This window comes from Paracoccus sp. R86501 (assembly GCF_042466435.1).
GTDB lineage: Bacteria > Pseudomonadota > Alphaproteobacteria > Rhodobacterales > Rhodobacteraceae > Paracoccus.
On sequence record NZ_JAXHPZ010000001.1, the window covers coordinates 967,994 to 994,652 of the forward strand.

28 protein-coding genes and 1 riboswitch are annotated in these 26,659 nt (G+C 65.5%); of the genes, 10 read left to right on the plus strand and 18 right to left on the minus strand.

Annotated features, from left to right (window positions below; genetic code table 11):
• Positions 1-84: 84 nt before the first annotated feature.
• The 3 genes from SJY40_RS04765 to SJY40_RS04775 are packed head-to-tail and all read left to right on the plus strand — an operon-like array spanning position 85 to position 2,615.
• The gene (locus SJY40_RS04765; RefSeq protein WP_378943346.1) at positions 85-1,146 is read left to right on the plus strand and encodes a methionine ABC transporter ATP-binding protein; all 1,062 of its coding nucleotides are present in this window, start codon (positions 85-87) and stop codon (positions 1,144-1,146) included.
• Complete coding sequence (locus tag SJY40_RS04770; protein WP_378943348.1) at positions 1,136-1,810, plus strand: methionine ABC transporter permease; 675 nt, start codon at positions 1,136-1,138, stop codon at positions 1,808-1,810. Before SJY40_RS04765 ends, SJY40_RS04770 begins: the two co-directional genes overlap by 11 nt.
• 31 nt (positions 1,811-1,841) lie before the next feature.
• Positions 1,842-2,615, plus strand: a complete 774-nt coding sequence (locus SJY40_RS04775) for a MetQ/NlpA family ABC transporter substrate-binding protein (protein WP_378943350.1) — start codon at positions 1,842-1,844, stop codon at positions 2,613-2,615.
• A 48-nt stretch (positions 2,616-2,663) separates the two neighbouring features.
• Here SJY40_RS04775 and SJY40_RS04780 read toward each other — a convergent pair whose 3' ends face one another.
• The 7 genes from SJY40_RS04780 to chrA form a co-directional block, all read right to left on the minus strand.
• Positions 2,664-3,632 carry a ThiF family adenylyltransferase gene (locus SJY40_RS04780; protein ID WP_378943352.1) on the minus strand — a complete coding sequence of 323 codons (969 nt, stop codon included), beginning with the start codon at positions 3,630-3,632 and terminating at the stop codon, positions 2,664-2,666.
• Entirely contained in the window at positions 3,617-4,207 is a 591-nt protein-coding gene (locus SJY40_RS04785; RefSeq protein ID WP_378948282.1) for a thiamine phosphate synthase, read from the minus strand. The genes SJY40_RS04780 and SJY40_RS04785 overlap by 16 nt, the downstream gene beginning before the upstream one ends.
• A complete protein-coding gene (locus tag SJY40_RS04790; protein ID WP_378943354.1) occupies positions 4,204-4,965 on the minus strand; it encodes a thiazole synthase in 762 nt (253 codons plus the stop codon). Before SJY40_RS04790 ends, SJY40_RS04785 begins: the two co-directional genes overlap by 4 nt.
• A gap of 3 nt (positions 4,966-4,968) precedes the next feature.
• Positions 4,969-5,166, minus strand: a complete 198-nt coding sequence (gene thiS / locus SJY40_RS04795) for a sulfur carrier protein ThiS (protein ID WP_378943356.1) — start codon at positions 5,164-5,166, stop codon at positions 4,969-4,971.
• The gene (locus SJY40_RS04800; protein ID WP_378943358.1) at positions 5,156-6,127 is read right to left on the minus strand and encodes an FAD-dependent oxidoreductase; all 972 of its coding nucleotides are present in this window, start codon (positions 6,125-6,127) and stop codon (positions 5,156-5,158) included. The genes thiS and SJY40_RS04800 overlap by 11 nt, the downstream gene beginning before the upstream one ends.
• Positions 6,120-6,923 (minus strand): bifunctional hydroxymethylpyrimidine kinase/phosphomethylpyrimidine kinase, encoded by an 804-nt coding sequence (thiD, locus tag SJY40_RS04805; protein WP_378943360.1) that lies wholly within the window; start codon positions 6,921-6,923, stop codon positions 6,120-6,122. Before thiD ends, SJY40_RS04800 begins: the two co-directional genes overlap by 8 nt.
• A gap of 65 nt (positions 6,924-6,988) precedes the next feature.
• Positions 6,989-7,091, minus strand: a riboswitch (TPP riboswitch).
• Positions 7,092-7,131: 40 nt separating this feature from the next.
• A complete protein-coding gene (gene chrA / locus SJY40_RS04810; RefSeq protein WP_378943362.1) occupies positions 7,132-8,421 on the minus strand; it encodes a chromate efflux transporter in 1,290 nt (429 codons plus the stop codon).
• A 228-nt stretch (positions 8,422-8,649) separates the two neighbouring features.
• Between chrA and SJY40_RS04815 the strand changes: the two genes are divergently transcribed.
• The 5 genes from SJY40_RS04815 to SJY40_RS04835 all read left to right on the plus strand — a co-directional run bounded on the left by SJY40_RS04815 (position 8,650) and on the right by SJY40_RS04835 (position 15,408).
• Entirely contained in the window at positions 8,650-10,584 is a 1,935-nt protein-coding gene (locus tag SJY40_RS04815) for a DEAD/DEAH box helicase (RefSeq protein ID WP_378943364.1), read from the plus strand.
• Between the two features lie 213 nt (positions 10,585-10,797).
• Positions 10,798-11,901 carry an ABC transporter ATP-binding protein gene (locus tag SJY40_RS04820; RefSeq protein WP_378943366.1) on the plus strand — a complete coding sequence of 368 codons (1,104 nt, stop codon included), beginning with the start codon at positions 10,798-10,800 and terminating at the stop codon, positions 11,899-11,901.
• Between the two features lie 114 nt (positions 11,902-12,015).
• Positions 12,016-13,092, plus strand: coding sequence for an ABC transporter substrate-binding protein (locus tag SJY40_RS04825; RefSeq protein WP_378943368.1), 1,077 nt, complete (start codon positions 12,016-12,018; stop codon positions 13,090-13,092).
• Positions 13,093-13,147: 55 nt separating this feature from the next.
• The gene (locus SJY40_RS04830) at positions 13,148-14,449 is read left to right on the plus strand and encodes an ABC transporter permease (RefSeq protein WP_378943370.1); all 1,302 of its coding nucleotides are present in this window, start codon (positions 13,148-13,150) and stop codon (positions 14,447-14,449) included.
• Positions 14,450-14,454: 5 nt separating this feature from the next.
• Positions 14,455-15,408 carry an ABC transporter permease gene (locus tag SJY40_RS04835; protein ID WP_378943372.1) on the plus strand — a complete coding sequence of 318 codons (954 nt, stop codon included), beginning with the start codon at positions 14,455-14,457 and terminating at the stop codon, positions 15,406-15,408.
• 15 nt (positions 15,409-15,423) lie between these two features.
• Here SJY40_RS04835 and SJY40_RS04840 read toward each other — a convergent pair whose 3' ends face one another.
• The 7 genes from SJY40_RS04840 to SJY40_RS04870 form a co-directional block, all read right to left on the minus strand.
• Positions 15,424-16,368 carry an AEC family transporter gene (locus SJY40_RS04840; RefSeq protein WP_378943374.1) on the minus strand — a complete coding sequence of 315 codons (945 nt, stop codon included), beginning with the start codon at positions 16,366-16,368 and terminating at the stop codon, positions 15,424-15,426.
• Positions 16,365-17,183 carry an MBL fold metallo-hydrolase gene (locus tag SJY40_RS04845; RefSeq protein ID WP_378943376.1) on the minus strand — a complete coding sequence of 273 codons (819 nt, stop codon included), beginning with the start codon at positions 17,181-17,183 and terminating at the stop codon, positions 16,365-16,367. Before SJY40_RS04845 ends, SJY40_RS04840 begins: the two co-directional genes overlap by 4 nt.
• On the minus strand, positions 17,180-17,977 hold the full coding sequence (locus SJY40_RS04850; protein ID WP_378943378.1) for a TatD family hydrolase: 798 nt from the start codon (positions 17,975-17,977) through the stop codon (positions 17,180-17,182). The genes SJY40_RS04845 and SJY40_RS04850 overlap by 4 nt, the downstream gene beginning before the upstream one ends.
• 3 nt (positions 17,978-17,980) lie before the next feature.
• A complete protein-coding gene (locus tag SJY40_RS04855) occupies positions 17,981-19,093 on the minus strand; it encodes a DNA polymerase III subunit delta' (protein ID WP_378943380.1) in 1,113 nt (370 codons plus the stop codon).
• On the minus strand, positions 19,090-19,686 hold the full coding sequence (gene tmk, locus SJY40_RS04860; protein WP_378943382.1) for a dTMP kinase: 597 nt from the start codon (positions 19,684-19,686) through the stop codon (positions 19,090-19,092). Before tmk ends, SJY40_RS04855 begins: the two co-directional genes overlap by 4 nt.
• A complete protein-coding gene (locus SJY40_RS04865; protein WP_378943384.1) occupies positions 19,686-20,831 on the minus strand; it encodes a D-alanyl-D-alanine carboxypeptidase family protein in 1,146 nt (381 codons plus the stop codon). The genes tmk and SJY40_RS04865 overlap by 1 nt, the downstream gene beginning before the upstream one ends.
• A gap of 113 nt (positions 20,832-20,944) precedes the next feature.
• Entirely contained in the window at positions 20,945-21,517 is a 573-nt protein-coding gene (locus SJY40_RS04870; RefSeq protein ID WP_378943386.1) for a thymidine kinase, read from the minus strand.
• 128 nt (positions 21,518-21,645) lie between these two features.
• On the opposite strand from SJY40_RS04870, the gene SJY40_RS04875 reads away from it, so the two are divergent.
• Positions 21,646-22,842: a multidrug effflux MFS transporter gene (locus SJY40_RS04875; protein ID WP_378943388.1), complete on the plus strand. Its 1,197-nt coding sequence runs from the start codon at positions 21,646-21,648 to the stop codon at positions 22,840-22,842.
• Between the two features lie 78 nt (positions 22,843-22,920).
• On the opposite strand, the gene SJY40_RS04880 is transcribed toward SJY40_RS04875, so the two are convergent.
• From SJY40_RS04880 to SJY40_RS04890, 3 genes are all read right to left on the minus strand, one after another.
• Positions 22,921-24,213, minus strand: a complete 1,293-nt coding sequence (locus SJY40_RS04880) for a DEAD/DEAH box helicase (protein ID WP_378948284.1) — start codon at positions 24,211-24,213, stop codon at positions 22,921-22,923.
• A 300-nt stretch (positions 24,214-24,513) separates the two neighbouring features.
• The gene (gene dtd, locus SJY40_RS04885) at positions 24,514-24,963 is read right to left on the minus strand and encodes a D-aminoacyl-tRNA deacylase (RefSeq protein ID WP_378943390.1); all 450 of its coding nucleotides are present in this window, start codon (positions 24,961-24,963) and stop codon (positions 24,514-24,516) included.
• 17 nt (positions 24,964-24,980) lie between these two features.
• A complete protein-coding gene (locus SJY40_RS04890) occupies positions 24,981-25,208 on the minus strand; it encodes a hypothetical protein (RefSeq protein ID WP_378943392.1) in 228 nt (75 codons plus the stop codon).
• A 122-nt stretch (positions 25,209-25,330) separates the two neighbouring features.
• Between SJY40_RS04890 and SJY40_RS04895 the strand changes: the two genes are divergently transcribed.
• Positions 25,331-25,582: a DUF2312 domain-containing protein gene (locus SJY40_RS04895; protein ID WP_108501488.1), complete on the plus strand. Its 252-nt coding sequence runs from the start codon at positions 25,331-25,333 to the stop codon at positions 25,580-25,582.
• A 36-nt stretch (positions 25,583-25,618) separates the two neighbouring features.
• Here SJY40_RS04895 and SJY40_RS04900 read toward each other — a convergent pair whose 3' ends face one another.
• Positions 25,619-26,494 (minus strand): hypothetical protein, encoded by an 876-nt coding sequence (locus tag SJY40_RS04900; protein WP_378943394.1) that lies wholly within the window; start codon positions 26,492-26,494, stop codon positions 25,619-25,621.
• Positions 26,495-26,659 lie beyond the last annotated feature (165 nt).

Here is a 26,659-nt window from a genome sequence, read left to right on the forward strand (position 1 = left end):
AAAACACCGACCCCCGGCACGCTTGCACATGGTCGCGCTTTCAGGCATCCCGTCGCCCTTTGCACCGAGGATAAGCAGGACAACATGAGCGGCACGCCACCAGACAATGCGGCGATCATCTTTGACAGGCTCGGCAAATCCTTTCCGAAATCGGGCGGCGACCGGGTCATGGCGCTGCAGGACGTCTCGCTGACGGTTCCGACGGGCAGCGTTACGGGCATCATCGGCCGGTCCGGCGCGGGGAAATCGACCCTGCTGCGCATGGTGAACGGACTTGAACGCCCGACCGAGGGCAGTGTTCAGGTGGCCGGTCGCGATGTCGGCGGCGCGCGCGGCAGTGACCTGCGTGCCATCCGCCGCGACGTCGGGATGATCTTCCAGCACTTCAACCTGCTGGCATCACGGACGGTCTGGGGCAACGTCGCCCTGCCGCTGGAGATCGCGGGCACGCCTTCGGGTCAGATCAAGGCGCGGGTCGATCAGCTGGTCGATCAGGTCGGCCTGTCGGCGCTGCGTGATCGCTATCCGGCGGAACTCTCGGGCGGGCAGAAACAGCGGGTCGGCATCGCCCGCGCGTTGGCCACCAGCCCCAAGGTCCTGCTGTCGGACGAGGCGACCAGTGCGCTGGACCCCGAAACCACCCAGACCGTGCTGGAGTTGCTGTCCCAGATCAACCGCGATCTGGGTCTGACGATCCTGCTGATCACCCATGAAATGGCCGTGCTGCGCGACATCGCCAGCCATATGGCCGTCATCGAGGGTGGCCGCATCGTCGAATCCGGCCCGACCTATGATGTCTTTGCCAAGCCGAACCACGGTACGACGCGGTCGTTCCTGTCGGGCGTCACCGGTGCGAACCTGCCGGCCTTCGTGGCCGCCCGCATGACGCTGGACCGCCCCGACGGCCCCTCACAAGAGGTGATCCGCGTGACATTCGCCGGACAGCATGCCACCGACCCGATGCTAGCCATGCTGGCGACCGAGCTGGGCATCGCAGCCAACATCCTTGCCGGTGCCATTGAGGAAATCGGTCCCCATCCCTTCGGCAACCTGCTTTTGTCGATCGACGCCCCGCGCGCCCCCGAGGCCCGCGCCTTTCTTGAACGCCACGGCCTGACGACGGAGGTGCTGGGATATGTCCGCTAACCTGATCCCGATCCTGTGGGAATCCACCCTGCAGACCTTGTATATGGTCGCCATCTCGGCGCTGCTGGGCACGCTTGGCGGGTTGCCTTTGGGCGTGTTTTTGGCGACCTCGCAGCGCGGTGAATTGCTGTCGGCGCCTTGGGTCAACAAGGTGCTGGGGTTGGTGGTCAACGCCGCGCGTTCCGTGCCCTTCATCATTCTGGTCGTGGCCATCATTCCGTTCACACGGATGATCGTCGGGACCTCGATCGGCACGAATGCTGCCATCGTGCCGCTGACGCTGGCCGCGGTGCCCTTCATCGCGCGCCTTGTCGAAAACGCCATCCGCGAGGTCGAGGCAGGCCTGATCGAGGCTGCGCGCGCCATGGGTGCCACGCCGATGCAGATCATCCGCAAGGTCCTGATCCCCGAGGCACTGCCCGGCATCACTCTTGGCCTGACCTTGGCCGCCGTCAGCCTGATCGGCTATTCCGCCATGGTCGGTGCTGTGGGCGGACAAGGGCTTGGCGATTTGGGCATCCGCTATGGGTACCAGCGCTTCATGCCCGAGGTGATGCTGGCTGTTGTCGTCATCCTGATCGTGCTGGTGCAGTTGGTCCAGTCGCTTGGCGAATGGATCGCCGCCCGCGTCAACCGCCGCGCCGCCCGCAATCGCGGCCACTGATTTTCCGAACAGACAAGAAAGGAACGCCACAATGCTGCGTTTGACCACATTCGTTTCCGCCCTTGCACTTGGTACCGCCGCCATGGCCGAAGACATCAAGGTCGGTGTGTCCCCGGGTGAACACGCCGAGATCATGGAAGAGGTCGCCAAGGTCGCCGAGCCTATGGGCCTGAACATCGACGTCATCGAGTTTTCTGATTACGTCGTGCCGAACACCGCACTGGCCGACGGCGATCTGGATGCCAACAGCTTCCAGCACCGCCCCTATCTGGAAAACCAGATGAAGGATCGCGGCTTCGACCTGACCGAGGTCGCCACGACGATCACCACCCCAATGGGCATCTATTCCGACACGCTGGCTTCGGTCAACGATCTGGAAGACGGCGCACAGGTCGCCATCCCGAACGATCCGACCAATGGTGGCCGCGCGCTGCTGCTGCTGCAGGATCTGGGCGTGATCACGCTGGCCGAGGGCACGGGTCTGGTCCCCAGCCCGCTGGATGTTCAAGACAACCCCAAGAACCTGCGCTTCCTTGAACTGGATGCCGCCCAGCTGCCCCGTGCGCTGGCCGATGCCGACATCGCGATCATCAACACCAACTATGCGCTGGCTGCCGGTCTGTCCCCGCGCAATGACAGCATCGCGATGGAAAAGGCCGAGAGCCCCTATGTGAACATCATCGTGGTGCAGCAGGGCCGTCAGGACGAACCTTGGGTCAAGACGCTGGTCGAGGCCTATCACAGCGACGAAATCAAGACCTACATCGATGAAAAATACGAAGGTGCCGTTCTGACCTCTTGGTAAGATCGGTGCATTGAGACGAAGGGCCGTCCCGATGGGGCGGCCCTTTTTTCATGCCTCGGGCAGGGCCAGCAGGGCGATCTTGCCTGCCCATGCATCCCGCAACGCCTGACCCGCGTGATGTGCCCGCAGTCCGGTTTTGCAGGCCAAGACCACCCGGCGGTCGTCGGGCGGGGACAGCTGGCCGATGTCTTCGGGCGGAACATGGCGGGCAGCGGGGTGAAAGGGGGGCGCCTCGGTCCGCAGATCGATCAGCAGGTCTTGTTCCGTGATCTGCGTGCGTCCGATGAAGGGCAGCGGATCGTCCGGCTCGGGCGCGCGGTCAAAGCGGAACCCGCCCATGCGCCACGTCGCGGCATCAAAGCTGATCAGCCGCCCCAAGGGGCTGTCGGGCAGGTTCAGCAGCACCGCCATCGCTATCTGCGCCTGCAATGCGCCGATCATCCCCACCACCGGCCCCATCACCCCGTTGGTAGCACAGGTCCCGCCACCTGTGGGCAGGTCGGGAAAAATCGCACGCAGGCTGGGCGCGCCGCCGCAGCATCCCGCGACATAGCCCGACGTCGCCAATGCTGACCCCGCAATCAGCGGGACATGCGCCGCAAGACAGGCATCCGACAGCGTCAGGCTGACCGCAAAGCTGTCGGCGCAATCCAGCACGACATCTGCCCCCGCGACCAGCGCAGGCGTGCTGGCAGGGTCCAGCCATTCTGGGCGGGCGTCGATATGCACGTCGGGGTTCATTGCGGTCATGATCTGCGCGGCAGCCGTGGCCTTGGGTTGGCCAATGCTGGCTATTGGATAGATCGGCTGGCGGTGCAGATTGGTTTCCTCGATCACATCGCCGTCGATCAGAGTGATCCGCCCGACGCCCGCGCCGACCAGATATTGCAGCGCAGGCACGCCCAACCCACCCGCGCCGACGATCAGCACATGCGCCCGTGACAGCCGGTCCTGACCCGAAGGACCGATCTGCGGCAGGATCATCTGGCGGGCATAGCGGGTCACAGCGTCAGCCATTCGCGGATGCGGGTTTCAGGGTCCGCGTTCAGCGTAATGTCGGTGACGGCCGCAACGACATCCGCGCCCGCGTCGAAGGCTCCTTTGGCGCGATCCACGCTGAACCCGCCGATGGCGACCAGGGGGATGGGGCTGATCAGGCGCTTCCATTCGGTGACGCGGTCCAGACCCTGCTGATGCCATTTCATCTTTTTCAGGATCGTCGGATAGACCGGACCCAACGCGATATAATCGGGGGTGCAGGCCAATGCGCGGTCCAGTTCGGCATGGTCATGCGTGGACAGCCCCAAGTGCAGCCCCGCGCGGCGGATGGCGGGCAGGTCGGCCTCGTCCAGATCCTCCTGCCCCAGATGCAGCCAATCTGCGCCCTCGTCGATGGCGATCTGCCAGTGGTCGTTGACGACCAGCGTCGCGCCATGCTGACGGGCCAGCGCCAGCCCGCGCTTGATCTGAGCGCGCAGATCGGCAGACGAAGCATCCTTGATGCGCAGCTGCACCAGCTTGACCCCAAGCGGCAGGGCGCGCTCCAGCCAGCTGACATCGTCGAAGATCGGGTAGAAACGCGGTAACATCACAGCCATGCCTTTCCGATCAGTGGGGTCGAGGGTGCCCCCATGTCGCGCATTCCCATCGGGTCGGCCCCCGCGGCCATGGCACCCGCCTGCACGGCCAGCCCGAAGGCCCGCGCCATCGCCACCGGATCGCCCGCCTGCGCGACGGCGCTGTTCAGCAGGACGGCGTCGAAGCCCATCTCCAGCGCGTCGGCGGCGTGGCTGGGCATGCCGATCCCGGCATCGATCACCATCGGAATGTCGGGGAAGGCTGCGCGCAGGGTCCGCAGTCCGTATCGGTTGTTAAGGCCCATGCCCGACCCGATGGGCGCACCCCAAGGCATCAGGACGCGACAGCCCGCGTCGATCAGGCGTTGGGCCAGCACCTGATCCTCGGTCGTATAGGGAAAGACGTCGAAGCCTTCAGCGGCCAGCGTCTCGGCGGCCTCAAGCAGGCCGAAGGGATCGGGTTGCAGGGTGTCGGCATGGCCGATCACCTCCAGCTTGATCCAGTTGGTTTCGAAGATCTCGCGCGCCATGCGGGCGGTGGTGATCGCCTCGCGCGCGTTATGGCAACCTGCGGTGTTGGGCAGGATATGGATGCCCAGATCGCGCACCATCTGCCCGAAGGCCTGCCCCTGACCGCTTTCGCGCCGCAGCGATACCGTCGCCACGCTGGCCCCCGATGCAGCAAAGGCCTGCTGCATCACCGCAGGCGAGGGGTATTGCGCCGTCCCCAGCATCAGCGGGCTGTCCAGCATCACGCCATAGAAATCACGCATGGGTCATCCTCCCTGCATGGGGGCCAGAACCTCCAGCCGGTCGCCATCCTGCAACGGCTTGTCGGCACGGGCGGCACTGGGCAGGAAGTCACCGTTCAGGGCGGTGGCGACGCGGGCATCGGCCCAGCCCAATTCGACCAGCGCATCGGCGACATTGCAGGCGGTGATCTGGCGGGGGGTGCCGTTCAGCTCAATCTTCATGGATCAACTCTCCACGGGTTTGATGGGTCAGGTAATCGGCGGCCTGTCGGGCAAGGGCGGGGGCCATCAGATAGCCGTGACGGAACAGGCCGTTCAGATGCAGCACGCGGCCCCGCACCGTCACGCGCGGGATATTGTCGGGGAAGGCCGGGCGCAGGTCGGTGCCGGTTTCCAGAACGCTGGCCTCGGCAAAGCGGGCATCCAGCGCATAGGCGGCCGAGAGCATTTCCAGCAGGGCGCGGGCGGTGACGGCGCGACGGGCGTCGCTCTCGATCTGGGTCGCGCCTAGCATGAAGATGCCACCGCCGCGCGGCACAACATACAGCGAATGGCGTGGATGCAGCAGCCGCACGGGCCGCGTCAGAGTGATGTCGGGGGCGTGCAGGACGATCATCTCGCCCCGGACGCCGCGCAGATCGGGCAGGGGGGCGGCCATGCCGCGGGCGTCGATCACCGGGCCTGCCATGTCCTGCGGCTCTGCGTCGGCGGTTTCAATTGCGACATCGCGCGCCTGCAGGATGGCGACCACATCGGCAAGGGCTTGGCGGGGGTTCAGATGCGCCTCGGGCGGGATATGCAGGGCATGGCGGTGATTGGCCAGATCGGGTTCCAGGCCCCTCAACGCCGCGCCGTCCAGCGCAACGTGGCCCGGCGCGCGGCGGGCAAAGCGTGACAGCTCGGCCCGGTCGCGGTCCAGCGCGACGACCAGCGTGCCGCGGCGGGTGACGGTCGTGACCTGCGCCCAGTCATCGGCGGCCTGCGCGCCAAGGCGGGCGATCACGGGATCAGCAGTGACGCCTTCGCAGATCGGGGCCAGCATGCCGCCCGCCCACCACGAACAGCCGTGCGGACCGGGGGGGCCGTTCCGGTCGATGATGCGCGGGTGCCAGCCCTGTTGCGACAGCTGAAAGGCTGCGAACAATCCAGCGACGCCCGCGCCGATGATGGTGATGTCACGCATGGGACCAGACCGAGTGAAAGTGATGCACCGGCCCGTGCCCATGACCGACCGACAGCATATCCGCCGCCCTGATGGCACCTTGCAGATAGCGATGCGCCATGGCGACAGCATCGGGCAGCGGCAGCCCCTGCGCCATGCCCGCCGCGATTGCCGCCGAGAGGGTGCAGCCGGTGCCATGGGTGTTGCGCGTCGGGTGACGCGGGGCGGTCAATTCGACCACCCCGCCCGGCGTCATCAGCAGGTCGAGGCATTCGGCCCCCTCTGCATGTCCACCTTTCATCAGCACCGCCTGTGCGCCCATGCCCATCAGCGCCTGCGCCTGATCCAGACGCTGATCACGGGTTCGGGCGGTGGGGGTGCCGGTCAGGCGTGCGGCCTCGGGCAGGTTGGGGGTCAGCAGGGTCGCGCGGGGCAGCAGCATGTCACGCAATGCGCCGATGGCGCTGTCATCCAGCAAGGCATCGCCCGATTTCGCCACCATCACCGGGTCCAGCACGATGGGCAGGTCGCACCCCCGCAGCCCCTCCGCGACGGCGCGGATGGCATCGACGCCCCCCAGCATGCCCAGTTTGACGGCGCGGATGTCCAGATCGTCGAAGACCGCGTCCATCTGGGCGGTGATCATCGCGGCGCTTGTGGGGGCGACCATGCTGACGGTGCGGGTGTTCTGAGCGGTCAGGGCGGTGACGACGCTGGCGCCATAGACACCAAGTGCCGAAAAGGTCTTGAGGTCGGCCTGGATGCCGGCGCCTCCGCCGGAATCGGAACCGGCGATGGTCAGGGCGATGGCGGTCAAGATGGCCTCCTTGTGCGGTCGGGGGACATGACGGCGCAAGGGGGAACAAAGGGCGGGGCGGGCCCGCGATCATCTGCACCGTTCCCTCCGCCGGTATGACCCGGATCAGGTTCGATGGGTTGGCTGTCGCCTCTCAGCCCCGGTGACGGGGCACCCCAACGGTTTGCATCTGAAGGCTAGCGGGGTGCGGGATCGCCCGCAAGGGGGATCAGGTCAGACCCGCCATCTGCAGCGCGATCCCCGCCAGCGCGGCCCCGCCCAACAGGGTCGCCATGCCAGGACGCAGGCGCAGGGCCACGAACAGGGTGGCCGCGCACAGCAGGGCCGCCACCGGGTCCAGCGAGGCCATGACCGGCGCATCCACCCGGATCGGACCTGCCTGCCACGGGATGGTCTGCGACCAGATCAGGTGGATGGCGAACCAGAGGGCAAGGTTCAGGATGACGCCCACGACCGCGGCGGTGACGGCACGCAGGGCGGCGGACAGGCGGGCGCTGCGGCGCATCCCCTCCATGAAAGGCGCGCCGATGAAGATGAAGGCGAAGCAGGGCGCGAAGGTCACCCATGTCGCCAGCAGCCCGCCCAGCACGGCGGCCAGCAGCGGATGGGCGTGACCTGCGCCATGCGCCGCCATGAACCCCACGAATTGCAGCACCATGATCAGCGGACCCGGGGTGGTTTCGGCCATGCCCAGCCCGTCCAGCATCTGGGTTGGTTCAAGCCAGCCATAGCGGCCCACGGCCTCTTGCCCGACCCAGGCAAGGACGGCATAGGCGCCTCCGAAGGACAGGACCGCGAGGCGCGAAAAGAAGGTGGCGATGTCGGTAAAGACGCTGCCGGGGGGCAGCATGACCAGCGCTGCCACGGGCGCCAGCCACAGCACCAGCGCCCAACCCGCCGCGCGGCGGGCGGCGCCTGCATCCTGCGCGGGCAGGGGGCGGGCATCGGCGGGTGGCATGCTGCCACCCATCAGCGCACCTGCCAGTGCCGCCATGGCGATGACCAGCGGAAAGGGCGCATCCAGCGCAAAAAGCGCGACGAAGGCCGCCCCCGCAATGAGGCGCAGCGCCGGTCCCTTCAGCGCCCGTCCTGCAAGGCGGATCACCGCCTGCACCACGATCGCCAGCACCGCCGCCTTCAGCCCGAAGAAGATCCCCGCCACAATGCCGACGTCGCCAAGCGTGACATAGATCAGGCTGAGCGCCATGATCGCCGCCACGCCGGGCAGGATGAACAGCACCCCTGCGATCAGCGCGCCGCGTACGCCATGCATCAACCAGCCGATGTATGTGGCCAGCTGCTGCGCCTCGGGGCCGGGCAACAGCATGCAGAAGTTCAGCGCGTGCAGGAAGCGATCCTCGTCGATCCAGCGGCGTTCCTCGACCAGGATGCGGTGCATGACGGCGATCTGGCCTGCGGGTCCGCCGAAGCTGAGCGCGGCGATCCGCGCCCATGTGGCGGCGGCATCCTTGATCGGGGGATGGGCTGTCGGGGGCATCGGGGAACCTGTGTTCGGGGGTCGCGGCATCAGGGCCGCGCGACGGGGGCAAGTCAAGGAAAAGCCGAGGGTAAAAACAGTTGAGATCATCGGTGGACTTTGCGCGCCACGTATCATAGGAACCCCTCTTTGGCTCCGCATGTCCGGGGCGGCGGGTGCAGGGTGGGCCGGTCGCAGCGACGGGGTGCCGCTCATCGGGTGAATGACACCCCCCATTTGGCGAATCAAATGACCGAATTGAACTTCCCCGCACCGCTTCAGGCGGCGCTGGCTTCCAAGGGCTATGACAGCCTGACAACCGTGCAATCCTCCGTCGTGGCCGATGACGCTCAGGGGCGCGACCTGCTGGTTTCGGCGCAGACCGGCTCGGGCAAGACCGTGGCCTTCGGTCTGGCGATCGGCGCAGATCTGCTGCTGGACGGCCAGACGCTGGAAGGCGACCGTCCGCTGGCATTGGCGATCGCGCCGACCCGCGAACTGGCACTGCAAGTCGCACGCGAACTGGAATGGCTGTATGCCGGGACCAATGCCCGCATCGCGACCTGCGTCGGTGGCATGGATTACCGCACCGAACGCCGCAACCTGCAGCAGGGCGCACAGATCGTCGTCGGCACGCCGGGCCGTCTGCGCGACCATATCGACCGCGGCAGCCTCGATCTGACCTCGCTTCGCGCCGCCGTTCTGGACGAAGCCGACGAGATGCTGGATCTGGGCTTCCGCGACGACCTTGAATATATTCTGGCCGCTGCGCCCGAAGAACGTCGCACGCTGATGTTCTCGGCCACCGTGCCGCCTGCCATCGAAAAGCTGGCCCGCGACTTCCAGCGCAGCGCGCTGCGGATTGCCGCCCTTGGCGAAGCCCGCCAGCACGGCGACATCGCCTATCGCGCCTACAGCGTGACGGCACGCGACCGCGAACCGGCGATCTTCAACCTGCTGCGCATGCACGAGGCGCAGACCTCGATCGTGTTCTGCAAGACCCGTGCGAACGTGAACCACCTGTTGGCGCGCATGTCGAACCGCGGCTTCAAATGCGTCGCCCTGTCGGGTGAACTGAGCCAGCAGGAACGCACCCACGCGCTGCAGGCGCTGCGTGACGGACGCGCCCGCGTCTGTGTCGCAACCGACGTTGCCGCACGCGGGATCGACCTTCCGGGTCTGGAACTGGTGATCCACGCCGATCTGCCGACCAACCCCGAAACCCTGCTGCACCGTTCGGGCCGGACGGGCCGTGCCGGTTCCAAGGGTGTTTCGGCGCTGATCGTGCCGTCGTCCGACTACAAGCGCGCACAGCGTCTGATGCAGAACGCCAAGGTCGTGGCCGAATGGGCCAAGGCGCCTTCGGCTGACGAGGTTCGCGAACGTGACGACCAGCGCATGCTGGACCACGAAGCCCTGCGCGACGCGCCGGGCGAGGATGCGCCGCTGGCCGCACAGTTGCTGGAAAAATTCGGTGCCGAACAGGTGGCCGTGGCTTTCCTGCGCATGTGGCGCGAAGGTCGCCCCGCCGCCGAGGAACTGATGGAGACGCAGGCCCCGCCCGCACCCATGGCCCCCCGCGTGCAGCGTGAATTCGGCCCCTCGGTCTGGTTCACCATGTCGGTCGGTCATTCGGGTCGCGCCGAAGCCCGCTGGCTGTTGCCCAAGATCTGCGATGCGGGCGGGATCACCCGTGACAGCATCGGCGCCATCCGCGTCAAGCAGGACCTGAGCTATGTGCAGATCGCACAGGAAGTGGCGGATCGTTTCGGCGATTTCATGGAAATCACCCCCGAGGTGAGCATGCGCCGCATGGAAGGCGCCCCGGATCTGGACGCGCCGATCGAACGCGCCCCCCGTGCGCCCCGGTACGAAGGCCCGCGCGAGGATCGTCCTGCACGCGCCAAGCCTGCACCCCGCCGTAAGGAAGAAGGCTCGCATCAGGACCGCGTCAAGGCGGCCAAGGGCGGCTGGATCCCCGATGACGCAGGTCTGGCCGACCCGCGCACCGAAGGCCCCAAGCCCGCGGTGAAGGCGTGGAAGAAGAAATCCTCGGCCGATGGTGCGGGTCCGCGCAAGCCCGGTGCCGCCGGCAAGCCCGCATGGGCCGCCAAGGGCAAGCCGCGTTTTGAAAAGCCCGCTGGTGGCAAACCCCACCGCAAGGGTCCCAAGCGTCCCGACTGATCTGCACGCTTCGTCGGCGTCCTGACTGAATTTCAGGCAACGCCGCCGGACCCCCGATCACCACAAGAATTGAGCGCGCCCCAGGTCCGATTGGCCTGTCGGGCGCGCTTTCACGTCGGCATGTAGGCATACAATTCATGTTGCATGATTGGCGGATGCCCGCTTAACCTGCATCAGCGCTGAACAAGAAACCGACAACAGGGAGAGCGCCTTTTGCTGGACGACCGACACGGCGAGGCTTTCGTCGCATTCGAGCATGTGCAAAAAAGCTATGACGGACAGACACTTGTCGTCAAAGACCTGAATCTTTCGATCGGCAAGGGCGAGTTTGTGACCATGCTGGGGCCGTCAGGCTCGGGCAAGACCACCTGCCTGATGATGCTGGCCGGTTTCGAAACCGCCACCCACGGAGAGATCCGCCTGGACGGCAGACCGATCAATCAGGTGCCGCCCCACAAGCGCGGCATCGGCATGGTGTTCCAGAACTATGCCCTGTTCCCCCATATGACGGTGGGCGAAAACCTGTCCTTCCCGCTGGAAGTGCGCGGCATGTCGCGCGATGAACGCGAGACCCGCGTCAAGCGGGCGCTGGACATGGTGCAGATGGGCAGTTTCATCAACCGCCGTCCGGCGCAACTGTCGGGCGGTCAGCAGCAACGGATCGCCTTGGCGCGTGCACTGGTCTTCGATCCGCAGCTGGTCCTGATGGACGAACCGCTTGGCGCGCTGGACAAGCAGCTGCGCGAACACATGCAGTTCGAGATCAAGCACCTTCACGAACAGCTGGGCATCACCGTGGTCTATGTCACCCATGACCAGGGCGAGGCGCTGACCATGTCGGACCGCGTGGCCGTCTTCAACGACGGGCGGATCCAGCAGCTGGCGCCCCCTGCAGAGCTGTACGAACGCCCGCAGAACAGCTTTGTCGCGGGCTTCATCGGTGAAAACAACGCACTGCCCGGCACGATCGAACAGCTGGACGGTGAAAAGGCCCTGGTGCGGCTGGACGATGGCGGTCTGATCGACGCGACCGCCGTCAACATCCGCGAAAAGGGGCAGCGCACGACGGTCTCGATCCGGCCCGAACGGGTCGAGTTCAAGCCCGAGATGATGCCCCCCGGCGCCCATACCATCGAGGCTCAGGTCATCGAGGTGATCTATATGGGCGATATCCTGCGCGCGCGTCTGCGGGTCGCGGGGTCGGACAGTTTCGTCATGAAGATGCGCAACACCATCGGCCAGACTCATCTGCAGGCCGGTCAATCCGTCCGCATCGGCTGGCATCCCGAAGATGCCCGCGCGCTGGATCCCATCTGATCCGGCGCCACAGCCGCGAATTGCGGTCCGGCAAGGCTTTGCCAGACCGCCACGCCCCGACGGGGCAAAGAAAACGGACAGAAAGTCCGGCATAAATCCACAAGGGAGCTTACCGTGAAAACCACGCTTATCATGTCCACCGCACTGGCCGGCATCGCATTCGGCGCCACCGCGCAGGAAGTGAACGTCGTATCCTGGGGCGGCGCCTATGAGGCCAGCCAGGTCGAGGCATACAACAAGCCCTTCGCCGAAGAGACCGGCATCAAGGTCAACATGATCGCCGCCGACAACCCCGCCACGCCCCTGCGCGCGCAGGTCGAGGCCAATAACGTCACCGGCGATGTCTTCGACGTCGAAGTGTCAGACGCCATCCGCCTGTGCGACGAGGGCGCCCTGATCGAGATCGACCCGGCCATGCTGCCCGCAGCCCCCGATGGCACCGCCGCTGCCGATGATTTCGTCGATGGTGCGCTGCTGGACTGCGCCGTGGCGAACATCGTCTGGGGCACGGTCATCTCCTATAACACCACCAAGTTCACGGACAACCCGCCGACCTCGGCCGTGGATTTCTTCGACACCGAGACCTTCCCCGGCAAGCGCGGCCTGCCCAAGAACCCCAAGCGCACACTGTATCTGGCGCTGATCGCCGATGGTGTCGCAGCCGCCGACGTCTATGACGAACTGGGCACCGACGAAGGCGTCCAGCGTGCCTTCGACAAGCTGGACACCATCAAGGACGAGGTCGTCTGGTGGGAAGCCGGCGCCCAGCCCGTGCAGCTGCTGGCCGACGGCGAGGTCAGCATGACCACCGCCTATAACGGTCGCATCTTTGACGCGATGGTCGGTGAAAACCAGCCCTTCGAAGTCATCTGGGACGGCCAGTACATGGATCTGGACATGTTCGTGATCCCGGTCGATGCCCCGAACCCCGAAGCCGCGATGGAATACCTGAAGTTCGCCACCGACACGCAGCGGCTGGCCGATCAGGCGCAATACATCAGCTATGGTCCGGCGCGCAAATCCTCGGCCGAGCTGGTCGGCATGTACAAGGACGGCAAGACCGAGATGGCGCCGCATATGCCCACCTCGCCCGAGAACCTTGAAAACGCCGTCCTGGACGACCCGGAATTCTGGGCCGACCATTCCGCCGAACTGAGCGAGCGTTTCAATAGCTGGCTCGCCTCTTCCTGATGCAAAACGCCGTCACCCCGGTCATGGGGTGACGGATCCGAATATCGGGGACGACATGGCGAATACCGCACTTGATCCGCATGCTGCCGTCGCTGCCACCGCATCCGGTGTCGCAACGCAGCCCTTGACCACCGCAGATGGCAAACCGCTGGTCCGGGCCCTGGCCCGCAGCCAGTCGCGCGCCCGCCGCAAGGCCTTTCTTCTGGTGCTGCCCCTGCTGGCCTTCATCGTCATCACCTTCGTGGTGCCCATCGGCCAGATGCTGCAGCGATCCTTCCACAACGACGGCTTTTCCGCGAACATGCCGAACATCTCGGCCTGGTTCGCCCAGACCGAGCGCGGGACCGTGCCCGACGATGCCGCATGGCAGGCGCTGGCAACCGACCTTCAGGCCTCGGCCGAGGCGCGCAACATCGGCGTGGTCGGCACCCGTGTGAACTATGACATGCCGGGGACGCGTTCGCTGTTCACCTCGACCGGGCGCAAGGTCCGCAAGGGGATCGAGCCGCCATATCAGCAGACCCTGCTGGAGATCGATGAGGAATGGGCCGACCCGCAGCTTTGGGCGACCATGCGCGAGGTCTCGACCCCCTATACCGCGAACTTCTATCTGGCGTCGGTTGACCGGACACGCGACGTGGATGGCAATATCCAGCAGGTCGATGAAAACCAGCGTGTCTATCTGATGCTGTTCTGGCGGACCTTCTGGCTGTCGGGGCTGATCACGGCGCTGACCTTCGTGCTGGGCTTTCCCATCGCGCATCTGCTGGCGACCCTGCCGATGCGGAAATCGAACCTGCTGATGATCCTTGTGCTGCTGCCGTTCTGGACGTCGCTTCTGGTGCGCACCACCAGCTGGATGGTGCTGTTGCAGCAGCAGGGCGTGATCAACGACATCCTGGTCTGGCTGGGCGTCATCGGCGGCAGCCAGCGGTTGCAGATGATCTACAACCAGACGGGCACGATCATCGCGATGACGCATATCCTGCTGCCCTTCATGATCCTGCCGCTTTACTCCGTGATGCGGACGATCAACCCGTCCTATGTCCGGGCCGCGCGCAGTCTGGGGGCGACCAGCTGGACGGCCTTCCGCCGCATCTATTTCCCGCAGACGCTGCCGGGGCTGGGGGCGGGGGCCATGTTGGTCTTTATCCTGGCGGTCGGCTATTACATCACGCCCGCGCTGGTCGGCGGTTCTTCGGGGCAGCTGATTTCCAACATGATCGCGCAGCACATGACCTCGACCCTGAACTGGTCGATGGCCGCCGCCCTTGCCGCCCTGCTGCTGGGTGCGGTTCTTGTCCTCTACTGGCTCTATGACCGGTTGGTGGGCGTCGACAACCTGAAGCTGGGGTAACCGATATGGCCGTACCATCCTATGCAACCCCGCTGGAGCGCGTCTGGCATTACGCCTATGTGGCGATCTGCGTGGCGATCTTCTTCTTCCTGATCGCCCCGATCATCGTCATCATGCCCTTGTCCTTCAACGCCGAGCCCTATTTCACCTTCACCGACAAGATGCTGTCCTTCGATCCCGAAGGATACAGCACGCGCTGGTACGACAGCCTGCTGACCTTCGGGATGCAGGCGCCCGACGCCACCCGCGACATGTCGTGGTGGGCGGATGCCTGGGCGAATGCGAAATGGGTCAAGGCGGCGAAGAACTCGATCATCATCGGGGTCTGCGCGACCATCGTGGCGACATCACTTGGCACGTTGGCGGCGCTTGGGCTATCGCGTCCGGAAATGCCCTTCCGCCGGACGATCATGGCGATCCTGATCTCGCCCATGATCGTGCCGCTGATCATCACGGCCACGGGGATGTTCTTCTTCTATTCGAACCCCTGCGAACTGCTGACCATTTTCGGCCTATCCCCCCAATGCGGCAAGCTGGCGGGCAGCTATCTGGGGGTGATCCTGGCCCATGCCACGCTTGGCATTCCCTTTGTCATCATCACCGTGACGGCGACGCTGGTGGGCTTCGATCAGTCGCTGAACCGTGCGGCGGCATCTTTGGGTGCGAACCCGCGGGTGACCTTCTTCCGGGTCACCATGCCGCTGATCCTGCCGGGCGTCGTGTCGGGGGCGCTGTTCGCCTTCGTCACCTCGTTCGACGAGGTCGTGGCCGTGCTGTTCATCGCAGGCCCCGAACAGCAGACCATCCCGCGCCAGATGTGGAACGGGATCCGCGAACAGATCAGTCCGGCGATCCTAGCGGTGGCGACGCTGCTGGTGATCTTCTCGATCGCGCTGCTGACGACGGTGGAGCTGCTGCGTCGCCGGTCCGAACGCATCCGCGGGCTGTCTCCGCAATGACCTGTCGGCTGGTGGTCAGGGAAGGATCGCCAGCCACATCCAGATGCTGAGCGTCGAAATGGCGGTCGCGACCAACACGGTCGAGGCCGCCACGCGCTTGGCAGCGCCATAGATGTTGGCGAACAGATAGGCGTTGATCCCCGGCGCCATGGCCCCCGTCAGCACCGCCGACCGCATCCCCGCCACATCCAGCCCGAACAGATGCCCCATCCCGAAGGTGATGGCCGGATGCAGCAGCAGCGAACAGGCGCAGCACATGGCGATGGTCGCCATATCCCCTTCGGGGCGATAGCGGTAGAGAACACCGCCCAGCCCGAACAGCGCCGCGGGCAGTGCCGCCCGCCCGATCATGTCCACCCCGTCCCAGAAGCCCGTCGGCAGCACCAGCCCCGCCTGCATCAGCAGGTTGGTGACCAGCCCCAGCAGAATGCCGATCACCAGCGACGTCCTCAGCACGCCCGACAGCGCCCGCAGCGCCACGCGGCCCACTGACAGATCGCTGCCGCGGGCGCGCGTGAACTCCATCACCGTGATCCCGAAGGTATAGAGCAGCGGCGAATGCATCGCGATGATCGCCCAGTTGCCCGCCAGCGCATCCGGCCCATAGGCGCGCTCGGTGATCGGCACCCCCAGCAGCAGCGTGTTGGAAAACAGGCAGACAAAGCCGATGACCACGCAATCCATCGGCGGTCGCTTGAAGATGAACTTGGCGCCCGCCCAAGCGACCAGAAAGCTGCTGAAGGCACCTGCATAGAAGGGGATCAGCAGATGGACACGAAACTCGGTCCCCAGATCCAGGCGTGCCATCGAGGCGAAAAGCAGCGTCGGCACCGCGAAGTTCTGGGCGAATGACATCAGCCCGTCAACGCCTTCTGGGCGGAACCAGCCGCGCCACGACACCAGATAGCCGAAGCCCACGATCAGGAAGACCGGCAGGATGATGGTGAAAAGCGCGCTCATGCCGCGGGGGGCAGGTCGGGGGTGTCGGCGGTGGTGGTGATGGTCATGCCGTCGAAGGCAGGGATCACGTGGTCGGGGGTTTCAAGCGCGACCGTGTCGTGGTCGATGTCGATGTGCATGTTGGTCAGGACGGCGCGCGGACTGCGGGCCGCGGCGATCCAGTCCAGCGCCTGCTGCAGATGCGCGTGGCTGGGATGGGGTTCGTATCGCAGGGCATCGATGACAAAGACCGGCGCGTCCTGGATCAGGTGCCAAGCCGCCTGCGGAATGTCCGAGACGTCGGGCAGATAGACCAGACCGCCGATGCGGAAGCCCAATGCGGTGATCTCGCCGTGCTGGACGCGGAAGGGGATCATCTCGATCACGCCGCCGGGGCCGTCGATGGCGATGCGGCCCGTGATCGGGTTCAGCTGGCAGATGGGCGGGTAAAAGCTGCCCTCGGGCGTTTCGAAGACATAGCCGAAGCGGGTCTGCAGCGCCTCGGCGGTGGGTTCGTCGGCCCAGAGCGGAAGGATCTTGCGGGAGTTGAAGACCAACTGGCGCAGGTCATCGATGCCATGGGCATGATCGGCATGGGCATGGGTATAGACGACCGCATCCAGCGTGGCGACGCCCGCATCCAGCATTTGCGGCACCAGATCGGGACCGGTGTCGATCAGCACCTGCGTGGTGCCATCAGGTCCGTTGCGTTCCACCAGCAGTGAACAGCGGCGGCGGCGGTTCTTGGGGTTCTGCGGATCGCAGGCCCCCCAACGTCCCCCAAGCCGTGGCACGCCGCCCGACGATCCGCAGCCCAGGATCGTCGCGCGGATCATTGTGCGGCCTTCCAGAACAGGCGGTCGAAGTTCGCAGTCGTCTGCGCGGCGAAATCGGCGTAACCCATCCCGAAGACCTCTGCGCCAACCTTGGCGGTTTTGGCCACATAGGCAGGTTCGTTCCGCCGCCCGCGATGCGGTTTCGGGGCCAGATAGGGGCTGTCGGTTTCCACGAGGATACGGTCAATAGGTGCGGCGGCAAAGATGTCGCGCAGGTCCTGGGATCGCGGGAAAGTGGCGATCCCCGACATCGACAGATAGAAACCCAGATCCAGCGCCGCACGGCCCAGTTCCGCGCTGCTGCTGAAGCAATGCATGACGCAGCTGAATGCGCCCGCCTTATGTTCGCGGGTCAGGATGCGGGCCATGTCGTCATCGGCGTCACGGGAATGGATAATCAGGGGCAGGCGGGTCTGGCGCGCGGCCTCGATATGGATCAGCAGGCTTTCCTGCTGGGCCACGGCGCTTTCGGCGGTGTAATGGTAATCCAGACCCGTTTCGCCGATGCCCACGAATTTCGGGTGTTGGGCCAAGGCGACTAGTCCCTCGACCGTTGCCATGGGTTCGTCGGCCACGCTCATCGGGTGGGTGCCGGCGGCATAGAAGACGCAATCATGCGCCTCGGCCAAGGCCCGCACTTGTGGTTCCAGCCGCAGGCGCGTGCAGATGGTCACCATCCGCGACACGCCAGCCGCCCGCGCCCGAGAGATCAATTCGTCATGTTCGCCGTCGAAATCGGGAAAATCCAGATGGCAATGACTGTCCACGATCAGCGGAATTGCCGCGTCTTGCATAGGTCATCCTTTGGCAGTCGGGGCGGATTGCGCCGGTGGCAATTGCGCCAGTTCCAGAACCATATCCATCACCAGCGCCGCAGGGTCAAGGTTGACCGCCCGACCGGTGCGGGCGCGGGCGGACAGGCGGGCCTGCGCTTCGGCCCAGATGCGGGCGGCCAGATCGTCGGGGGACAGGCGGGCCATCAGCGCGCCTTCGCCCTTGGCGGCTTGCGGCAGCGGCGCCCCCATCAAGCCCGCGCGGGCCAGCCGGACCAGGAAGCGGTCCAGCAGCGTGATGGTCAGATCGAAGGGATCACCCTCGGTCCCCGCACGTCCCGCCGCGCCATCAGCGAATTTGGCCGCCGCCAGCCGGTCCATGCGGGGCAGGGTGGCGAACAGATCGACCAGCTGTTGATAGCGGTCCAGCCCGCCTTGGCCTGCCAGACGCAGCGCCTCGCCCACGGATCCGTCGGACAGGGCGGCCAGCGCCTGGGCGTCTTCGTCGATACCTTGGTCGGCCAAGATGCCGCCCATCTGCGCGGGCTTCATCGGCATCAGGCGCAGGGTGCGGCAGCGCGACCGGATGGTGGGCAATAGGCGGGCGGGCTGATGCGCGATCAGCAGGATCAGCGCGTCCTTCGGCGGTTCCTCCAGCACCTTCAGCAGGGCGTTGGCGGCGGGGATGTTCATGTCGTCTGCGGCATCGATAATGGCGATGCGGCGGCCACCTTCGGCGGATGAGAAATGATAGAAGGACAGCAGCTTGCGGATTTCATCGACCGTGATCTCGGCCCGCAGGCGGCCGGTCTTGTCGTCCCAAGGGCGGCGGATCAGCTGCAAGCGCGGTTCCGAGAGGGCGCTGATGCGGCGCGCCTCGGGGGTGTCGGGATCGACGCGCATGTCGGGGCTTTCGGCGCCCGACAGCAACCAGCGGGCGATCGCCCAAGCCATGGTCGCCTTGCCGACGCCGCGCGGCCCGGTCAGCAGCCAGGCGTGGTGCAGGCGGTCGCTGTGTGCGGCCTGAACGAATTCCGCGATGGCGTGATCCTGCCCGATGACGCGGGGCGTATGGCGCGGATGCGGTGCGCCCGGAACGCGGTCGGGTTCGGGGATATCGTCCGGATCGGCCTTCACAGCGCCGCCATCACGCGGGCGGCGACTTGTTCAGGGGTGCCGCTGCCGTCGATCAGCCGCACGCGGTCGGGATATTCTGCGGCAAGCGCGCGAAAGCCGATGGCCAGCCGTTCCTGAAACCCGATGCCAAGGCTTTCAAAGCGATCCTCGGCCCCGCCGCGGGCCATGCCGCGGGCAAACCCGGTTTCAGGGGCGATGTCGATGACGAAAGTACGGTCGGGTTCGGTGCCGATCATCAGGTCGTGCAGCCGGTCCACCATCGACCGCAGATCACCCCGCGCCGCGCCCTGATAGACACGGGTGCTGTCGGCAAAGCGGTCTGTGACGACCACCTGACCAGCCGCTAGCGCAGGACGGATGCTGCGTTCCAGATGGTCGCGGCGGGCGGCGGTGAACAGCAGGCATTCGGTCTCGGGCGACCAGCGTTCGCCAGCACCCTCGACCAGCAGGCGGCGAATTTCCTCGGCCCCCGGGCTGCCGCCCGGTTCGCGGGTCAGAAGGACGTCGCGCCCCTGCGCCCGCAGACCCTCGGCCAGCAGGCGGGCCTGCGTGGACTTGCCGCAACCGTCGATGCCTTCGAAGCTGATCAGCATCAGCTGCGGACGGCGCTGTAGGCGCGCTGACCCAGCTGCATCACGGCGCCCTTCATGCGACCCAGAAAGCCCGCTTCGGGCACATCTTGGGTGGCGACCAGCGGCGTGACGGTGTCGCGGGTGCCGGGGATGGTGACGACCAGCTTGCCGACCTGCTGGCCCTTGGCGATGGGGGCGGGAAGGGGGCTGTCATAGACGACCTCGACCTTGACCTGATCCTGCGCACCGGCGGGGACCAGCACGTTGACGCCCTTTTCGGTGGTCAGCCCGACATGGCTGTCGGTACCCAGCCAGACGGGGGCATCGACGACGGTTTCCCCAGCCGGAACAAGGTTCTGCATGGTGAACTGTCGAAACGCCCAATTGACGATGCGCTCGGACTCCTCGGCCCGCGCACGGTCGCTGTCCAGCCCGCTGATAACAAAGACCACCCGGCGCCCGTCCTGAACGGCCGAGCCGACCAGGCCGTAGCCAGCCTCCTGCGTGTGGCCGGTTTTCAGGCCGTCCGCACCGATGCCCAGCTTCAGCAGCGGGTTGCGGTTATAGCGGTTCGAGGGCGCGCGATCCTCGTATTGGAACTCGGTCAGGCCGAAGAACTCGTAATACTTAGGGAATTTTTCGATCAGCAGGCGGGCGACGGTGCCCAGATCATGCGTCGACATGCGGTGTTCGGGGTTGGGCCAGCCGTTCGAATTGCGGAAGGTCGAGTTTTCCAACCCGATCTGCTTGCCGCGTTCGGTCATCTGGCGGGCAAAGGCGTCCTCGGTTCCGGCAAGGCCTTCGGCCACGACCACGCAGGCGTCGTTGCCCGACAGGACAATGATGCCCTTGATCAGCTGTTCGACGGTCGGCCGGTCCAATTCGTTCAGGAACATGGTCGAGCCGCCCATCGCGCGGGCGCGGCTGCTGACGGGCAGCTGGGTGTCCATCTGGACACGGCCTTCGTCCAGTGCCTCGAACAGCATGTAAAGGGTCATCAGCTTGGACATCGAGGCAGGCGGGATCGGCTTGTCGGCGTCCTTTTCCATCAACACGGTGCCCGTCTGCACGTCGTAGACCCATGCAGAGGTGGCGTTTGTGTCGAATGCCTGCGCGGGTGCCGCCAAAGCCAGCAAGGCTGCGACCTTCAGGAAAAATGCGCGCATGATATGTCCTCTGCCTGTTTGAGGCGATGGTTACATCATGCCCCCCCGGCCCGCAACGCGCCCATCCTGCGATGGGGAAAATTTGATCACCGGGGTCCGATTGCCGGGGGCGTTCAGCGCCCCACGGCCTGCCGCCAATGCCTACGGCAGAGCGAGACATAGGTCTCGTTCCCGCCGACCTGCACCTGCTGGCCTTCGGTGATGGCGCGGCCCTCGCCGTCGCGGCGGATGACCATCGTGGCCTTCTTCCCGCAATGGCAGATGGTGCGTACCTCGCGCATGTCGTCGGCAAGGGCAAGAAGAGCCGCCGAACCGGGGAACAGCTCGCCCTGAAAATCGACGCGCAGGCCATAGCACATGACCGGCACACCCAGATCGTCGGCAATCCGGGCCAGCTGCCAGACCTGATCGCGGGTCAGGAACTGGGCTTCGTCGATGAAGACGCAGGCGATGCCGGGAATGACGCCGGACGCCAAGGCGAACAGATCGGTGGTTTCCTCGAAGATCTGCGCCTCGTCGGCGATGCCAATGCGGCTGGCGATGCGGGCGGTGCCGGCGCGGCTGTCCACCGCCGCCGTCAGCAGCAACGTGTCCATCCCGCGTTCGCGATAGTTGTAGGACGCCTGCAAAAGCATCGTGCTTTTGCCCGCGTTCATCGTCGAGTAATTGAAATACAACTTGGCCATGCGTGCAGCCCATAGCGCCGTCCCGTCCGGCCATCAAGGTTGCGCGGCACGGGGGTGCGTGGCAAAAGCGCGGTGGCTGGTGCGTCCGGCCCATTTCCATGAACCGAATTTTTACAAGGTCAGCCATGATGCGTGATCCGTTCTTCCGCATGGCCCTGGTGCTGGGCCTTTTGTCCGCCGTCGGCCCTTTTGCCATCGACATGTACCTACCCGCGCTGCCCGAGGTGGCGCGCGATCTGGAGACCTCCGAGGCGGGCGCGGCGCTGACGCTGACGGCCTATTTCCTGGTCTTCGGGCTGGCGCAGATGATCTATGGCCCGATGGCCGATGCGTTGGGGCGCAAGCGGCCGCTGATGATCGGGGTGGGGGTGTTCAGTGTCGCGACCATTGCCGCGACGATGGCGCCGACCCTTGGCTGGCTGATTGCCGCGCGGGCGGTTCAGGGGTTGGGTGCGGCGGCGCTGATGGCAGTGCCGCGTGCGGTCATCCGCGATGTGGCCACCGGTCCTGCCGCCGCGCGGATGATGGCGGCGATCATGATCGTGATTTCCATCTCGCCGATGCTGGCGCCGCTGACCGGATCGCTGGTTCTGGCATGGGGCGGCTGGCGCGAGATCTTTGCCGTGCTGGCCGTCGCATCGATCCTCAGCTTCGGCCTGATCGTCTTTGCCCTGCCCGAGACCCTGCCGCCCGAACGCCGCCAGCCTGTGCGCGGCGCCGTCATGTGGGCGGGGGCCAAGCGGCTGCTGTCCGACCGTCGCTTCATGGGGCTGACCATGATCGGCGGCTTTGGCATGGCCAGCTTTTTCGTGTTCCTGTCCAGCGCCAGCTTCGTCTATACGCAGCAATACGGCCTCAGCCCCACGGGCTTTTCGCTGGCCTTCGCCGCCAATGCCATCGGCTTCTTCAGCGCCTCGCAGTTCGCGGGTCGTCTGGCCGAGCGTTTCGGAATGGAGCGGGTGATCTCGATCGCGATCACCGGGTTTGCGGGCATGGCCCTGTTCACCACGCTGGTGGTCTGGTCGGGGTTTGACGCGCTGCCGGTGGTGATGGCGGGCCTGTTCCTGTCCTATGCCTTCCTGGGGCTTGTGATGCCGACCGCGATGGTGATGTCGCTGGACCCGCATCCCGATATCGCCGGGCTGGCGTCCTCGCTTGGCGGGACGTTCCAGATGCTGACAGGCGGCCTGATGATCGCCATCACGGGGCCTTTCATGAACAACACCGCATCGACCATGGTCCCGGCTATTGCGACCTGCGCGGCCTTGGCTTGGGCAACCGCGGCCCTGTCGCTGCCACGGCTGCGGTTGCGCGCCGCCGCCTGACAGAAACGCCGTCGTCGTATGAAAAAAGGGCCGCAGGATGTTGATCCTGCGGCCCTTTTCCTGGTTTGACTGAACCGATCAGCCCTGACGGGCCTTCGGCGCACGCGACGGGCGACGTGCGGGGCGCTTGTTGCCGCCGTTGTCCGGGCCGCCGAACTTGCGTCCGCGCTGCAGGCCGCCTGCGGGGGGCGCACCGAAGGGAACCTCTCCGCCGATCACGGGGATCGAGTTCTTCATGGCCTTTTCGATGGCGCGCAATTCGCCGACCTCGGCCGGGGCGCAGAACGCGACGGCGCGTCCGTCACGACCGGCGCGCGCGGTGCGGCCGATGCGGTGGACATAGTTTTCGGCCACGTTCGGCAGGTCGAAGTTGTAGACATGCGCGACCTCGGGGATATCCAGACCGCGGGCGGCAACGTCGGTCGCGACCAGCACCTTGATGTCACCCTTGCGGAAGGCTTCAAGCGCGCGTTCACGTTGGCCCTGCGATTTGTTGCCGTGAATTGCGGCGACGGCAAAGCCCCATTTTTCCAGCAGCTTGGCCAGCTTTTCACAGCCATGCTTGGTACGGCCAAAGACCATCGACAGTTCGTTGGTGTGCTTGGACATGTATTCGGCCAGCAGGGTGGCCTTGTCGCCCTGACCGACGAAGTGGACGCCCTGTTCGATCTGCTTGGCAGCCTGACCCGGAGGGTTCACGGCGACCTTGACCGGGTTCGTCAGATAGGTATCCGACAGTTCCGACATCAGCTTGGGCATCGTGGCCGAGAACATCAACGTCTGACGTTCGCGCGGCAACATGCGGGCGATCTTGCGCAGCGTGTGGATGAAGCCGATGTCCAGCATCTGGTCGGCCTCGTCCAGCACCAGATAGGTGGTGGCCTCAAGGCTGATGGCGCGACGTTCGATCAGGTCCATCAGGCGACCGGGCGTGGCGATCAGCACGTTAACGCCGCGCGACAGACGTTCCGTCTGCACGTTGATCGAGGCACCGCCCACGACGCGGAAGCTGCGGATCGGCGTGCCTTCGGCATAGGCGTCGATGTTCGTGGCGATCTGGGTGGCCAGTTCGCGGGTCGGGGCCAGAATCAGCGCGCGGCAGGTGCGCGGTTCGGGCTTCTTGCCGAATTTGATCAGGCGGGTCAGCATCGGCAGGCCGAAGGCTGCCGTCTTGCCGGTGCCGGTCTGGGCCAGACCCAGCACGTCACGACCTTCGACGATGGCCGGAATGCCTTGTTCCTGGATCGGAGTGGGCGATTTCAGGCCCATCGCATCGATGTTCGAATTGATGCGGTGGTCGATGCCCATATCGGCAAAGGGACCGGTGGCCAGCGGATCGCGCGCGGGGGCGCGGCGGCCTTCGTTGGCCATGGCATGGGGCGAGACGCGCGGGGCCGACTTGCCACCACGGTTCGGGCGGCGGCGGGTGTTGTTCTGTTCCATCAAAGACTTTCAAGCCATGCATCCCTCGTATCGGACGCAAGGCATGGGCCGCGCAAACGATGGCGCGGCGTATTGCAGGGGTGCAGGCGAGATACGAGGGTGCCTGCATGCCTCCCCGCGTGAATGGGAAACTGGAATTGGTATCGCCGCCATGACAAGCGATGCTTGCGACTGCTCACGCGGCAGCGGTTGGCGATGGGGTGCAGATGGGGCAGGTTGCCCCGAAAGTCAAGCGCGGTCTGCGCTGTCCAGCCAGATGGTGACCGGACCGTCGTTCAGCAGCGACACCTTCATGTCCGCCCCGAAGCGCCCGGTTTCGACTGCGATCCCCTGCGTGCGCAGGCTGTCGGCAAAGCGCCGGTACAGGGTTTCGCCCAGATCGGGTGCCGCGGCCCGTGAAAAGCCGGGGCGATTGCCGCTGCGCAGATCGGCGGCCAGCGTGAATTGCGATACGACCAGCGCCGATCCGCCGGTATCGGCCAGGGCGCGGTTCATCCGCCCCTGATCGTCGCGGAAGATGCGCAGCTTGGCGACGCGGGCGGCCATCTTGTTGACGGCGGCCTCGTCATCGCCCTGCATGGCGCAGACCAGCAGCAGCAAACCTTCGCCGATCTGACCGATGATGTCGCCATCGACCCGGACCGAGGCATTTGACACGCGTTGGGCAAGAACTCTCATTTTGGTTTCCCTTTGGATCAGGGGGCCAGGAAGATACCCACGACCACCATCATCAACCCGATGCAGGATGCCGCCAGCGCGCCCATGTTGACGGCCAACACCGTGCGCATGCGGATACGCAGGGTTTCGTCGTCCAGACCCTGTGCCTTGGCGCGCGCGACCGTCCAGATGCACCAGACCAAGGCGGCAAGGCCAACCACCGTCAGCGCAGCACCCGTCCAGATCAGCCAGTCGAAAATCGTCATGTCGCGTCCCCTTGCGTTCACAGCCCGTGTTCATGGCAGCCTTGCGCCGCCCCTAGCGGCGATTGCACCCCGCAACAAGACCGCCTAACACATCGTCCAAAAGCTCAGGAAGGAAGAATGACATGTCGGACGATCAAGCCTATGGCGTGGCCGCAGACGAACTGCGCCAGTTCATCGAACAGTTCGAACAGCTGGAAGCCGAAAAGAAGGACATCGCCGAACAGCAGAAGGAGATCATGTCCGAGGCGAAGGCCCGCGGATATGACACCAAGGTGATGAAGAAGATCATCGCCCTGCGCAAACGCGACCGCGACGACATCGCCGAAGAGGAAGCCATCCTCGAGATGTACAAGACCGCATTGGGCATGGGCTGAACCAAGGGGCCGGGGCGTCGTCCCGGCCCTTGTCCCTTACGGCATGATAAATTCGACGCCCGGCAGCACGGCAATTTCCGCGACATCCGCGCGATAGTTGTCGGTCACCTGATCGACGATTTCCTGCGTCCAGCCGGGCAGTTCGACCACCTGATCCAGCGTGCCGGGCAGGGCGTGCTTTTGCAGCACGTCGCCATAGATCTGCCGCCGCTGCGTCACCGACACCTGATCCTGAATGCCCATTGCGTCGCGCAGCCGCGCGATGCCGATGTCGCCAAGGATTTCATGCATGTACAGCAGGCCGCCCGACAGCGGCACGTTGTTGGGCAGACCGCCGACGATGCGCACGATCTCGGGCCAGATCAGCGGGACGTCTTCATGACACCAGACGACCATGCGGCGGCCTTGCGCGGCGCGGACCAGGTTCTGGATGGTCACGCGCCAGCGCAGTTGCAACGGATGGCACCCCTGCATCAGGGCTTTGTAGTCCCCGCCCGCCACCTGCGGCAGCACATCCGTCAGCAGCGTCGCGGGGTTGCGCAGCGCCACGTGGAATTCCGCCTGCGCCGAAGGAAACAGACGCGCCAGCGCCGCCGCCCGCGCCCCCATCTGCGGATAGAGCCCGTCCTGCCCCACCGCACGACCCGGCGCGCCCATGAAGGTCGGCGTCAACATCACCACCCGTGCGGTGTCGTCGCTGTCCAGCATGGCGTCCAGCATGATCTGTTCCATCTCGACGGTGGCGGTGCCGCCATCCAGCGACTTCAACGCCTCGTCGAACATGCCGCGGTGGCGGTTCGGGGTCACGACCTCGGTCCCGGCCTTCTGCAGCGCGGATCGGTTGTTCAACAGGGTCTTGAGCAGCCGGTCGCCGTCGGTCGCGTGAACACCTAAGTGAAAAACCATCTGCATCGTGACCGTCCCGCTTTGTTCCTGGCGCACCCTTGCGGCCCGCTTTCGGGCGCAGATTACCTGTCCGCCGTGGACAGTCAAACCGCTTTGGCATATCGCAACCGGCATGACCAGCACCGCTCCAGACCGAACGCCCCGGCGCCGTCACGACACCGCCCTGCGACA